We start from the raw sequence: 12574 nt of genomic DNA, 5'->3' as shown, positions 1-12574 counted from the left end.
AAATTAATTTAAATATCACAATTTATACTAATTAAAATATAATAAATTAAATATAATAATTTAGGATGTGGTTTTATTGGCAAATTTAAGTTTATCAAAAGTCAATGTTACGATTTATGAACCTTATACACTGACATACCCTATACGATTTAGACGCTATACCATATTTCATACAGAAAATCCTGAAGTCGTGGATTTATCAATCTCACCTTACTTTTATAACTTAGATTTATCTACAGTAAGCACTAACTTAATTTATGGTCAGTGGCATTGGTTCTCTGGCGATATTTATCAACTAGTTCTATTTGTTTTTATTGGAAATTATGAATTTGATATAGTCAATGAAAGATATGAAAAATTCGTTGAAAAAATACACTTATCTATTGGTGCTGTCGTAAATGGGGATAGAGTATTTTTAGAAAATAGACCTCAACTTTTAAAGACATCTGTTTATGTAAGATACATTTCATCCTATCCGAGGTTTAATAAATTAGTTACTTATAATAAAGTTGAGAGTTATCTTGATAGTAATGTAGTAGTTGAAATAAAAAAAGGTGTATAAATTTATACACCTTTTTTATTAAAATATATTAACTGCTCTATTTAATATACCTGTAAAATAAGCTATAACCATTCCATAATTAGTTATAGGTACATTCTTTTCTTTACATATATCAATTTTATTCAATATACTTTTTCTATTTACCATACATGCTCCACAGTGAATAATAAGATTATAATCCTCTACATTTTCTTTAAAATCATATCCTACCTTATAATCTATAATTAAATCTCCACCAGCTATTTTTCTTAACATATTTGGTATTTTAACTCTACCTATGTCCTCATGAGACACATTATGAGTACAACTTTCACATATAAGAATTTTATCTCCCGGTTTTAGTGAATCTAATTTTTTAGTACCTTCTAAAAAATCTTTTATTTCCCCTTTTTGTCTTGCAAATAATATAGAAAAACTTGTTAGTTTCATATCACTTGGAATTATAGATTCTACCTCTTTAAAAGCCTGCGAATCAGTTATAACTAAGTCAATGTCTTTTAAATCATTTAAAGCTTGGCTTAACTCAGTATCCCTTACTACATAAGTTTTAATTCCATGGTCTAGACAATCTCTTATAACTTGAACTTGTGGAAGTATAATTCTTCCTTTAGGAGCTTCTGAGTCTATTGGAACTACTAATACAACTTTAGATCCATAAGGTAGTAAATCTCCAACTATAGGCTTATCTTCTTCCTCTTGTTCTAAGTATTTTATAAGTTCTTCTTTTAGTTTATCTATACCCTTGTTTTCTTTAACTGATATAAATATAGGATTTTCAAATATTTTTTTTATCTCATTAATTTCTTCTTCATTTAAAGTATCTATCTTATTTACAACAACAATATGTCCTACATTATACTTATTTGCTTGTCTTTTCCAAATTTTATAAGTTTCTATATCTATGTTTTTTCCATCTATTACATATATGGAAAAATCAAGTCTTTTTAAATAATCATAACTTTTTTTAATTCTTACTTCTCCAAGTTCAGATTTATCCTCAAGACCTGCTGTATCTATTAGTAATATAGGTCCAAAAGGTATTAATTCCATAGCTTTTTGAACTGGGTCTGTAGTTGTTCCTTCAACACTCGATACTAATGATATATCTTGGCCTAATATAACATTCATAAGTGAAGACTTTCCGCTATTTGTATTTCCATATATACCAATATGTTTTCTATTTGCATTTGGAGTAATGTTCATATATGCCTCCTATAAGTAAAAATCTCTTTCTCCGTTTTTCATTTTTTCCATACTTTCTTTAGTGTATGTCTTTAAATCATCTCTTTGTATATTTTCAGTTTCTCTTTTTATAACTTCCTGTGCCTTTTCATATAATTCTTCATCTCCATAATCTAGAGTAAACTCATGTAATGTCATAAGAGCATTTGGCTCACAAACATATTTTATATTTCCAGATTTCGCAAGTTGCATAAATCTATCTCCAGTTCTTCCTTTTCTATAACAAGCAGTACAGTAACTTGGAATATACCCATCATTTAATAACTCTTTTAGTATTTCTATAGGACTTCTTTCATCACTAGTTTTAAATTGCTTACTTTCATTTCCTGCTTCTCGTTCTTTATATCCTCCAACACCAGTTGATGATCCTGCTGATATTTGACTTACCCCATAATGTAGTAGTTCTCTTCTCATATCTGCAGTTTCTCTTGTTGATAATATAAGTCCTGTAAATGGAACAGCTATTCTTAAAATAGCTACTATCTTTTTAAACATTTTATCGTCTAATAAATGTGGATAGTTTTCTAATGTTACCCCTGTAGCAGGTTGAAGTCTTGGAACTGATATTGTATGGAAACCTACTCCATATTTTTCCTCTAAATGTGCATTATGCATCATAAGTCCTAAAACTTCAAATCTAGGATCTGCTAATCCAAATAAAACTCCTGCTCCAACGTCATCAATTCCAGCTTCCATAGCTCTATCAAAAGCTGTTAAATGATATTCATAATCTCCTTTTAATGATTTTGGATGCATTTTTTCATAAGTTGGCTTATGATATGTCTCCTGGAATAATATGTATGTTCCTATTCCCTTTTCATGTAATGCCTTATAATTTTCTACAGTCGTTGCTGCTATATTTACATTTACTCTTCTTATTTCTCCATTTGCATTTTGAGTTTTATATATTGTATCTAGACATTCTAATACATAATCTATTGGAGCATTAACTGGGTCTTCTCCAAGTTCTAGAGCTAATCTCTTATGCCCCATTTGTTCTAGTATTTTAACTTCTTCTGCAACCTCTTCCATAGTTAATCTTCTTCTACAGAATTCATTGTTTCTTCTATATCCACAGTAAACACAGTTATTTACACAGTAATCACTTACATATAATGGAGCAAATACAACTATTCTTTTTCCGTATATATCTCTTTTTATTTCACCTGCTAAAGAATATATTTCTTCTAAATCTTTTTCATCCTCTGTTTGTAGTAAGATAGCTATATCCTTATATGATAAGCCTTCTCTTTTTTTAGCTCTATTTAAAACCTCTTTAATTTCTTCATTTGATGGATTTTTAGTTTCTTCTAAAATTTTATATATTTCTTCATGATTTATAAACATAACTTAATCTCCTTTTTATTTTCTAAACTCTGGATTATCTCCTCTACTTACTTCAACTTCAAAACCTGCTTCATTTATCTTTTTTTCTATCATAGTTCTATATTCTGCATCTTCATCTAATATATATGCTTTGTTATCATATAAAGAATATTTTCTCCTAACAGACATAGGAGATAGATTAGGCATTATAACATTTCCACCAGCCTTTAATCCCTGTTCTCTTCCACTTTGGTCAATACTTGATAAAGCAGTAGTTGCTGGTAATAAAACATTTGGAAGTAATAATCTAATTAAACTTAAACATATTACCGTTTTTTCTAAACTTCCATGTTCAAATTCTCTAAGCGGTGTATCCTTGTGAGGTATAAAGGGCCCTATTCCACACATAGCTGGTTCAAATTCTTTTACAAACCTTAGGTCATTTACTAAATCCTCATTAGTTTGATTTGGTATTCCAACCATAAATCCAGCCCCTGATTGATATCCAATTTCTTTTAGATTTTTCAAACAATGTCGTCTTTTCTCAAAAGGCTCTCCAGGATGTATACTTTCATATAAAGCTTTACTTGCACTTTCATGTCTTAATAAATATCTATCTGCACCTGCTTCATATAGTTTTTTATAGGATTCATAACTTCTTTCTCCTAGCGATAAAGTTATTGCATTATTTGGAAATTCATTTTTTATGGCTTTAATTATTTCTATAATTTTATCATCAGTAAAGTAAGCATCTTCTCCACCTTGTAAGACAAAAGTTTTATATCCTAACTTGTCACCTTTTCTAACACACTCTAGTACTTCTTCTTTTGTTAATCTATATCTTTCAGCATTATTGTTATGTCTTCTAAGTCCACAATATAAGCAATCTTTTGTACAAAAGCTTGTAAGTTCTATAAGTCCTCTCATGTAAACCTTATTTCCATAAACTCTCATTCGAGTTTCATGGGCTCTTTTAATTAAAAGTTCTTTTGAATCCTCATCTATATTATTTAATAAATATAATAATTCTTCGTCACTTGCATTATTTGTTTCATAAAGCTTTTCTATTATTGCCTTGACATTCATATATTCACCTCGATTTTGATTATTAAATAATTAATACCCAAATATAATATTTAAAAAAGTCTTTTTTAAATATTATATTTATATACTAACTACTATATTTAAAAAACTAAGGTGATATGGTTATGTTATTTGTTTTAAAACAAATAACATAACCATAGAACCCTTAATTTAAAGTATTAATTAACCTATATCACTTACATCACTATCTTTATCTAATCCTAACATATCATGTTTAGATTCAAAAGTAGTATGTAAAAGTTCATGTGACACATGAGATAAAGGTTCTTTAAAGAATTCTTTATATACATTTATTACATCTGGATTTTCATAACTACATTTTATAGCTATGTGTTTATCTTTGTCATATAAGCTTTCTATACGCTTTAATCTCATTTCATTAGTAATTCTAGCTTTCATCTTAGGTTGTCCAGCACCACCTATGCATCCACCTTTACAAGTCATAACCTCTACAAAATCGTATTCAACTTCTCCAGCTTTTAATTTTTCTATTAACTTTCTTGCATTTGCAGTTCCTTGAACAGCTGCTAATCTTAAAGTCTTATCCCCTATAGTTACTGTAGCTTCTTTAACATCCTCAAGTCCTCTAACTGGGTGGAAATGTAGAAAATCTTTATGAGGTGTTTCATGAGTTAGTATATTGTATACAGTTCTGACCGCAGCTTCCATAACTCCACCACTATTACCGAAAATTACACCAGCTCCACTTCCAAGACCTAGCATATTATCAAATTTTGAACCTTCTAATGTTGTAAAATCTATTTCTTCTTCTTTTAACCATTTAGCAAGTTCTTTAGTTGTTAAAATTATATCATTGTCTCTCATGCCATCGACTTTATTGAATTTTGCTGATGCATTCATTTCTGGTCTATCTATTTCATATTTTTTAGCAGTACATGGTGTTATAGTAACGTTTACTATTTTAGATGGGTCTATATTTTGCTTTTGAGCAAAGTATGTTTTAACAACAGTACCTTGTATAGCTATCGGACTTTTTGTAGTAGATAAGTTTGGTATTAGTTCTGGATAAAATGTTTCTGCAAATTTAACCCATGATGGACAGCAACTTGTGAATTGAGGCATTTTACCATCTCCACTTAAAAGACGACTAACTAATTCACTACCTTCTTCCATTATTGTCATATCAGCTCCGAAAGTTACATCAAATACATAATCTCCTCCAAGCTTTCTTAGAGCTTGAACCATTTTGTCTTCAACATAAGAACCTTCTTCCATGTTAAATTCTTCACCAAGTGCAACACGAACAGCTGGAGCAGTATTGAATATAACTATTTTCTCAGGATCATTTATAGCTTCTTTAACTCTGTCTATATCTTCAACTTGAGTTATAGCCTTTTTAGGACATGCTTGTACACATTGTCCGCAGTTTATACATATAGCTATATCACCAGTTTTTTCTAAATCAAAGTAATTATTAACCCCTATTTCATTTTCACAAACTCTTTTGCATAACCCACATTTAATACATTTATCATAGTCTATTTGTATAGATGGATTATCTAGTTCGATTGGAACTACCTTTTCTGTAAATAAGTGCTTCATGTCAATCTCCTTCATTATGATTAATTTATACTGTAAAATATTAAAGCTATTTTAATTGTATTTTTCGACAATTAAACGCTTAATATGCTTATACCCATTTTTTAAATTTTATATCATATATTATTTAATTTTTTTCACAAAAAAATATCGCCTACCCTAAAACCATTAGAATAAACGATATCTTATAAACTTTTTTTATTTATTTTCTTCTATTAATTCTTCTATTTTTGATTTACATCTTCCTCCATGACAGAATCCTGTTGTTGCCCCTGTCGCCTCTTTAACAGCCTCTATTGAATCTGCTCCATTTTTTATTGCTTCTACTATAGTATCTTTTGTTATTCCCTTACATAAACATATTTTTTCTGACATAATAGTCCTCCTATTTAAAATATATATTATATTTTTTATTTTTTTTATTTTTTCTATATTCATTATTATACCCACTTATTTTCTCTTTAAATATTTTTTTATATATTTTGTAACATATATGTATATATACCCATATTTTAATAAGTAGTTAAACTTTTAAAGGGGGGCTATATTATGGATTGTTTTAAAACTAAGGATGGAAATTCTATTGTTAGAGTTTTTCATGCTTCACCAAATGCACCAGGCGTTGATGTATATATAGATAATGTTTTAACTTTAAGCGATTTAAAATTCACAAATTTATCTGATTACACTTATTTAGAAGAAGGACTTCATAAAATAGATATTCATCCTGCTGGAGATGCTAATACTATTGTTTTAAGTAAAATGGTTGATGTTCCAGATGACAGAATATTTACAATAGCCGCTGTTGGAAATTTAAATGACTTAGAGTTAATGTTAATAGAGGATGATATTGATGAAATACCATCAACTAAAGAAGCAACTTTTAGAGTTGTTCATTTATCTCCAAATGCACCTAAGGTTGACGTGTTAGCTAATGGTAATTCTATATTTGAGAATTTAGGATTTAAAGGGAATACAGATTATATAAAAGTTCCTTCTAATTCTTATGATATCGATGTAGTTTCAAGTGATAGTAAAGATAAGGTTTTATCAAATAAAATTAACCTTAAAGCAAATAGAATTTATACAATCTATGTCGTTGGAAACCCTCCAAACTTAAGCCTTATTCAAGCTGTAGATGTAAATTCTTATTTATGCAGATAAAAGCAGGATAATATTATCCTGCTTTAGTTTGATGTTTTTATTATTAAATTTATTAATTCTATTACACTACTTCCTATTTTAACTTCTTTATAGGAAGCCCATAATATGTATTTTTTTAGCTTTTCCCACTTTAAGTTTTTATCTATCTTTTCATCTTTAATTAAACTTATAGATTCAATATTTTTTAATATTTCTGCTTTTTCACTTGTGCATAAATCTTCTTTTATAGATATATAATCTTTTATATTTTTTATAATGTAGTTTATACTTTCTTCATTATATATATATTGATTTAAAATTTCATTTCTTTTATTTATTAATTTATCTGTTATATTTTCTAAATCTTTTTTACTATAATTCCAAACTCTTCTGTTATCTATATTTATATTATCTATTTCAGACTTGTATTTATCTATTATTTCTTCTAATGTTATCACTATTTCTAAATAATCATTAGTTCTTAATACCTTTTCACATCTTTTTATATCAAAGTTTAATGTTATTAAAAAATCATCCAAATCTATGCCCTTCTTTCTACACTAATTTTAAATTATATTATAACACTAGCGTGCATATATTGTTAATTTATATTAATATAATATTGAAATTAAATTAAAGGAGAATCATTATGAGTAAATGTAAATTATCAGTTATACAAATGCATATTAAAGATGATAAAATAAAAAACCTTGAGACTTTAAGTATTATTTTAAAAGAAGTACTTAAAAATAATGTTGATTTAGTTGTACTTCCAGAAATGTTTTGTTGTCCTTATGTAACTAAGTTATTTCCTTTATATGCAGAGGAGGAAAGCGGTGCTACTTTTACATATCTATCAAAATTAGCAAAGGATAATAACATTTATTTAGTTTGTGGTTCTATGCCAGAAGTTGATGAAAATGATAAGGTTTATAATACCTCTTATGTATTTGATAGAAATGGAATTTTAATTGGAAAACATAGAAAAATACACTTATTTGATATGCAAATAGGAGAACAGATTATAAAAGAATCTAAAACAATAACTCCAGGTAAAGATATAACAGTATTTGATACAGAGTTTGGAAAGTTTGGTCTTTGTATTTGTTACGATTTAAGATTTCCTCAATTATTTGAATTAATGGTTAATAAAGGAGCAAAAGCTATAATAGTTCCTGCTGCATTTAACATGAAAACTGGTCCAGCCCATTGGGAGTTATTATTTAAAGGAAGAGCTGTTGATAATCAAGTTTATACCATAGGGTGTGCTCCAGCTAGAAATTATGATGATTCTTATGTTTCATTTGGAAACTCTATGGTTGTATCTCCTTGGGGTGAAATCATAAATAAATTAGGCTCTGATGAAGGATATTTTATTTGCGACATAGATTTTGATTATGTTGATTCTATAAGAGAACAGTTTCCATTTTTAAAACATAAAAAGAAACTTAGCTTTTAAATATAATGGCAGCCAATAAGGCTGCCATTATATTAATTTTCTTTATACTCTGCACCAGCTCCAACTTTAGTTACTTGTACTGCAACCATTTCAGAGATTCCATTTGTAATTTCATGCCATTTACCAGCTTTTACAAATATAGTACTGCCTTCATTAACATCAAATGTTTCTTCTTCAACACTCATTTTTCCATTTCCCTTTAAAAAGAAAAATACTTGTTCTCCATTTGGATGTCTATGAGCTTTTAATACTTGTCCTGGTTTAAAGTAGTAAACTTCAGATGTTATATCCTCTCCTGCAAATACAGGAATTTTAGGAACAACACTATCATTATATTGTTCTATGCTTCCATTTAATAAATGTTTCATTATTTCCATAAAAAAACCCTCCTTTATGTAATTTAATCTTATATATATATTGTCATTTTTAGTGATATAATATTCAATATATAATATTTGTTAAATGTTTATAGACATCTAATTGTAATAAAGTTACAATAGTTAGATGTATAATATATTTATTTAAATTTTTTGGAGGAATTATGCAAAAATCACATACTATGCCCATATATCAAAAGATTGCCCTTGATATAGCAAATAATATATATAGCGGTAATATAACTGAAGGTTCTACACTTCATGGTCGATCAGCTCTTGCTGCTAAATATAATGTTTCGCCTGAAACTATTAGACGTTCTGTCAAGCTTCTTGAAGATATAAATGTTGTTCAAAGCATTAAAGGAAAAGGAATTATAGTTTTATCTTCTTCTAATGCTGAATCTTTTTTAAAAAAATATCAAAATATAACAAATGTTTCATCTTACAAATCAGAATTATTTACTTTGCTTAATAGTAAAGCTAAGTTAGAAGCTCAAATACTGGAGACTATGAATAAAATAGTAGATTACTCTAGTAGATTATCTACTATAAATCCATTAGTACCTTTTGAGTTTGAAATAAAAGCCAACTGTAAATACATAGGTAAAACAGCTGGACAAACTAATTTCTGGCAAAATACTGGAGGAACCATAGTTGCTGTAAAACGTGGTGGAGAGCTTATTCTTTCCCCAGGACCGTATATTGAATTTATCGAAAAAGATATATTAATGGTTATTGGAGACGTTAATATACATACATCAGTTCCAATGTTTTTATATGGACATGATGAGTAAAATCTAAGGCTAATTATCTAATTCACAAAAGGGGGATTTTATATGTACACTTATATTTATGTAAAATCTAGAGCTAGTTCAGTTTTTAGAATATCGGAACATAGAGAAATAATAACTAGATATAGCAAAGAAGGTTGGAGATTTGTAACTGCAATACCAAGTGATTTTGAACTCAATGGAAAAGTTATTGAATTTGATTTAATATTTGAAAAAGAGGTTTAAAATTTATTAATTATATTTATCAAGTTAAAAAGGACTATATCAATATTTTATTATTGATATAGTCCTTTTTGATTTTATTGAATGATGATTCTAATTATTATAAGTATGTCATTAAGACTTAATTAATATACTTACTTTTGAGTTTGCAATTTTGCTTGATTATATTTAAATTCATAATATTTTTTTGTTTTTTCTACTTTAACTTCTTCTTTTAAAGCTTTCATAGTAGATACTATACTAAATATCATTATTATAGCAAATGGAAATGCAGAAATTATAGATACTTTTTGTAAAGTGTCTAGTCCCCCTGAAATTAACAGAGCTATTGCTAGTAATGCTTGTATTATACCCCATGTAACTTTCTTTTTACAACTTGGATTTAAGTCTCCATTTGATGTAAACATTCCAAGTACATAAGTTGCTGAATCTGCTGAAGATATAAAGAAAGTACATAAAAGTATCATAGCAATTATAGATAGTATATTTCCAAATTGATAGTTAGAAAAGACTTTAAAAAGTGCTGTTTCCGTAACCATAGTAGCATCCTTTGCAAAATCTAATCCTAAATTCATGCCAAGAGTTCCAAATACAGCAAACCATATAATACATACTAATGCAGGCACTAATGTTACTCCTATTATAAACTCTCTTATTGTTCTTCCCTTTGAAATTCTAGCTATAAATATCCCTACAAATGGTATCCATGCTATCCACATAGCCCAATAAAATACTCTCCATTGTGCAACCCATTCACCCTTAGGATCAATGTATAAACTTTGTGATATAAATTGTTCTAGATATAATCCCATTCCATTTGAGAAGTTAGTTATCATATCAATTGAAGGTCCAACTAAAATTGCCCCTATAAGTAAAGCACAAGCTAAACCTAAGTTTAAATTTGATAAAAATTTTATTCCTTTATCTAATCCACTTGTTGAACTTTTAATGTATAAAACTGTAGCCACTGCTATTATAATTATTTGAACATATATAGTATTTTTTATACCAAACATATATTCAAGTCCACCTGCTATTTGCATAGTTCCCATTCCTAAAGATGTAGCTATTCCTGTTACAGTTGTAAATACAGCTAATATATCTATTGTTTTACCTATTGGACCTTCTACCCCTTCTTTACCCAATATTGGTAAAAATATACTACTAATTAATCCTGGTGCATCTTTTCTAAATTGAAAATATGCTAAAGATAATCCCATTACTGCATATGCAGCCCATGGAGTTATCCCCCAGTGCATAAAAGATTGTTGCATTGCAAAGTTTACTGAATCTACACTTCCAGGATTTGTCCCTAGTGGAGATACCATATGTTTTAATGGTTCAACTGCTCCAAAGAATACTAATCCTATACCCATACCTGCTCCAAATAACATGGAAAACCAAGATAAGTTACTAAATTCCGGTCTATCAGTGTCTTTCCCTAATCTAATATTTCCATATTTACTAAAAGCTAGAAAAATTGCAAATATAACTAATGCTAGCATAACTACTAAATATATCCAATTAAAATTTCCTACAATTAACTTAAAGCCATTATTAGCAACATTTTTAAACATACTTGGTGATATTAATCCAAACCCTACAACAAGACTGGTCAGCATTAATGATATTTTAAATACATTATTTTTTTCCATATTAATTCCTCCGATATATAATTATTTATATTAAGTAACAACTCGATTATTAATTCAAGTTTTTTCTTTCAACAACTTATATATTATCATAAAGTTGTTACTTTTGCAAATCTTCCATTATTATTTTGAATATCTATTGCTTTATATATTTTTTTAAGTAAAAAAAAAACTATCTTATAAAAGATAGTTTCTTAATAAAAACTTAAAACTGATGTTAGATTTGGATCGTCAAGTAAATGGTTGAAGTAACTATGAGCTGATGTATATCCAATTCCATATTTATGATTTTTTTCGTCTACATTTTTATATTCATGAAGAGCACTTTCAACTTTATCTCTTACATCTATAGTATTGGCTTTATAAACATCTCTATCTTCTTCAGGGATGTCTTTAACATATACTGGTTTAACAAAGTATCTAGCATCTGCTACTTTATGTTCATCACTTAATCTTTTTAAAACTTGACCATTTTTTCTATGCATTATATGGTTATCGTATTTATAATGATGTGCTACGTGTGTAACACTTCCTAGTTCCTTTTCAAATTTTAATATAGTTTTTTCCATTAAATCATAATGTGTTCCTGGTTTATTGGATTGATCTGCAAGTATGATTATATTATTACTTTTAACTCCTAATTGACTTAAACAAGATCTAAACTCATTATTTCTAAGAGTTTCCTTTTCTTTTCTAGTTAAATCTTTAAATTTAGGATTTTGCTTAAATACATTAACTCCAGATCCATCTGAAACTAATACAACATATACATTATCAGCACCACATTCTTTTATTGCATCTACTATAGCTGTACCTCCCCAAAGAACTTCATCATCTTGATGTTGTGGGTAGAATACAACATGATCTTTAAATCTTTTATTTTCTACTTTTTCATTTTGAGAATATACAAATTTACATCCAAATCCAATAACTGCAATCAACATTATAACAATAGCTATTCTAGTATTTTTCTTTTTCATAATAATCACCACCTAGTATTTTGTCGAAACTAGTCGTTTTTCCCGTACTAAGTGTATATTTTAGCATACTTTTTTGCTTAAATATACCATTTATATGCTATTGATACTAAATTGTTACATTTATCTAATTATTGATACCAATTTTTTAATTTTATT

General features: G+C 27.9%; 14 protein-coding genes. 5 read left to right on the top strand and 9 right to left on the bottom strand.

The features are described 5' to 3' along the window. Positions 1-67: 67 nt before the first annotated feature. Positions 68-562 (top strand): staygreen family protein, encoded by a 495-nt coding sequence (locus tag ATCC9714_RS05630; protein WP_081013610.1) that lies wholly within the window; start codon positions 68-70, stop codon positions 560-562. An 18-nt stretch (positions 563-580) separates the two neighbouring features. Here ATCC9714_RS05630 and hydF read toward each other — a convergent pair whose 3' ends face one another. The 5 genes from hydF to ATCC9714_RS05605 form a co-directional block, all read right to left on the bottom strand. Continuing rightward, on the bottom strand, positions 581-1765 hold the full coding sequence (hydF, locus tag ATCC9714_RS05625) for a [FeFe] hydrogenase H-cluster maturation GTPase HydF (RefSeq protein ID WP_057544701.1): 1185 nt from the start codon (positions 1763-1765) through the stop codon (positions 581-583). 9 nt (positions 1766-1774) lie between these two features. Next, positions 1775-3151 carry a [FeFe] hydrogenase H-cluster radical SAM maturase HydG gene (hydG, locus tag ATCC9714_RS05620; RefSeq protein WP_054629259.1) on the bottom strand — a complete coding sequence of 459 codons (1377 nt, stop codon included), beginning with the start codon at positions 3149-3151 and terminating at the stop codon, positions 1775-1777. A 15-nt stretch (positions 3152-3166) separates the two neighbouring features. Then, positions 3167-4216: a [FeFe] hydrogenase H-cluster radical SAM maturase HydE gene (gene hydE, locus ATCC9714_RS05615; RefSeq protein WP_038293482.1), complete on the bottom strand. Its 1050-nt coding sequence runs from the start codon at positions 4214-4216 to the stop codon at positions 3167-3169. Between the two features lie 180 nt (positions 4217-4396). Next, the gene (locus ATCC9714_RS05610) at positions 4397-5797 is read right to left on the bottom strand and encodes a [FeFe] hydrogenase, group A (protein ID WP_021128431.1); all 1401 of its coding nucleotides are present in this window, start codon (positions 5795-5797) and stop codon (positions 4397-4399) included. A 195-nt stretch (positions 5798-5992) separates the two neighbouring features. Beyond that, positions 5993-6169: a (2Fe-2S)-binding protein gene (locus ATCC9714_RS05605; protein ID WP_038293617.1), complete on the bottom strand. Its 177-nt coding sequence runs from the start codon at positions 6167-6169 to the stop codon at positions 5993-5995. A gap of 174 nt (positions 6170-6343) precedes the next feature. On the opposite strand from ATCC9714_RS05605, the gene ATCC9714_RS05600 reads away from it, so the two are divergent. Beyond that, positions 6344-6958 carry a DUF4397 domain-containing protein gene (locus ATCC9714_RS05600; protein ID WP_021123795.1) on the top strand — a complete coding sequence of 205 codons (615 nt, stop codon included), beginning with the start codon at positions 6344-6346 and terminating at the stop codon, positions 6956-6958. Between the two features lie 23 nt (positions 6959-6981). On the opposite strand, the gene ATCC9714_RS05595 is transcribed toward ATCC9714_RS05600, so the two are convergent. Then, entirely contained in the window at positions 6982-7476 is a 495-nt protein-coding gene (locus ATCC9714_RS05595) for a hypothetical protein (protein WP_057544700.1), read from the bottom strand. A gap of 110 nt (positions 7477-7586) precedes the next feature. Between ATCC9714_RS05595 and ATCC9714_RS05590 the strand changes: the two genes are divergently transcribed. Further along, a complete protein-coding gene (locus ATCC9714_RS05590; protein WP_057544699.1) occupies positions 7587-8396 on the top strand; it encodes a carbon-nitrogen hydrolase family protein in 810 nt (269 codons plus the stop codon). Positions 8397-8428: 32 nt separating this feature from the next. On the opposite strand, the gene ATCC9714_RS05585 is transcribed toward ATCC9714_RS05590, so the two are convergent. After that, positions 8429-8773, bottom strand: a complete 345-nt coding sequence (locus ATCC9714_RS05585) for a cupin domain-containing protein (protein WP_021123791.1) — start codon at positions 8771-8773, stop codon at positions 8429-8431. 164 nt (positions 8774-8937) lie between these two features. On the opposite strand from ATCC9714_RS05585, the gene ATCC9714_RS05580 reads away from it, so the two are divergent. Together ATCC9714_RS05580 and ATCC9714_RS05575 are read left to right on the top strand one after the other, a co-directional pair. Continuing rightward, entirely contained in the window at positions 8938-9567 is a 630-nt protein-coding gene (locus tag ATCC9714_RS05580; RefSeq protein ID WP_054629255.1) for a TrkA C-terminal domain-containing protein, read from the top strand. A 42-nt stretch (positions 9568-9609) separates the two neighbouring features. After that, complete coding sequence (locus ATCC9714_RS05575) at positions 9610-9789, top strand: DUF4177 domain-containing protein (RefSeq protein ID WP_021123788.1); 180 nt, start codon at positions 9610-9612, stop codon at positions 9787-9789. Positions 9790-9920: 131 nt separating this feature from the next. Here ATCC9714_RS05575 and ATCC9714_RS05570 read toward each other — a convergent pair whose 3' ends face one another. Both ATCC9714_RS05570 and ATCC9714_RS05565 read right to left on the bottom strand, forming a co-directional pair. Then, complete coding sequence (locus ATCC9714_RS05570; protein ID WP_057544698.1) at positions 9921-11441, bottom strand: BCCT family transporter; 1521 nt, start codon at positions 11439-11441, stop codon at positions 9921-9923. Positions 11442-11632: 191 nt separating this feature from the next. Next, entirely contained in the window at positions 11633-12418 is a 786-nt protein-coding gene (locus ATCC9714_RS05565; protein WP_021128439.1) for a PIG-L family deacetylase, read from the bottom strand. Positions 12419-12574: the final 156 nt, after the last annotated feature.

The organism is Paraclostridium sordellii (assembly GCF_000953675.1).
Taxonomy (GTDB): Bacteria; Bacillota; Clostridia; order Peptostreptococcales; family Peptostreptococcaceae; genus Paraclostridium; species Paraclostridium sordellii.
Note: the sequence above shows the minus strand (reverse complement) of the source record. Positions and strands in the feature narration are given on the sequence as shown.

Bases quoted from the DNA above. Each gene is read 5' to 3' on its own strand.
- ATCC9714_RS05600 (WP_021123795.1), top strand. From the start codon at position 6,344: ATGGATTGTTTTAAAACTAAGGATGGAAATTCTATTGTTAGAGTTTTT.
- ATCC9714_RS05585 (WP_021123791.1), bottom strand. From the start codon at position 8,773: ATGGAAATAATGAAACATTTATTAAATGGAAGCATAGAACAATATAAT.
- ATCC9714_RS05580 (WP_054629255.1), top strand. From the start codon at position 8,938: ATGCAAAAATCACATACTATGCCCATATATCAAAAGATTGCCCTTGAT.
- ATCC9714_RS05570 (WP_057544698.1), bottom strand. From the start codon at position 11,441: ATGGAAAAAAATAATGTATTTAAAATATCATTAATGCTGACCAGTCTT.
- ATCC9714_RS05590 (WP_057544699.1), top strand. From the start codon at position 7,587: ATGAGTAAATGTAAATTATCAGTTATACAAATGCATATTAAAGATGAT.
- ATCC9714_RS05565 (WP_021128439.1), bottom strand. From the start codon at position 12,418: ATGAAAAAGAAAAATACTAGAATAGCTATTGTTATAATGTTGATTGCA.
- hydF (WP_057544701.1), bottom strand. From the start codon at position 1,765: ATGAACATTACTCCAAATGCAAATAGAAAACATATTGGTATATATGGA.
- ATCC9714_RS05575 (WP_021123788.1), top strand. From the start codon at position 9,610: ATGTACACTTATATTTATGTAAAATCTAGAGCTAGTTCAGTTTTTAGA.
- ATCC9714_RS05605 (WP_038293617.1), bottom strand. From the start codon at position 6,169: ATGTCAGAAAAAATATGTTTATGTAAGGGAATAACAAAAGATACTATA.
- hydE (WP_038293482.1), bottom strand. From the start codon at position 4,216: ATGAATGTCAAGGCAATAATAGAAAAGCTTTATGAAACAAATAATGCA.
- hydG (WP_054629259.1), bottom strand. From the start codon at position 3,151: ATGTTTATAAATCATGAAGAAATATATAAAATTTTAGAAGAAACTAAA.
- ATCC9714_RS05610 (WP_021128431.1), bottom strand. From the start codon at position 5,797: ATGAAGCACTTATTTACAGAAAAGGTAGTTCCAATCGAACTAGATAAT.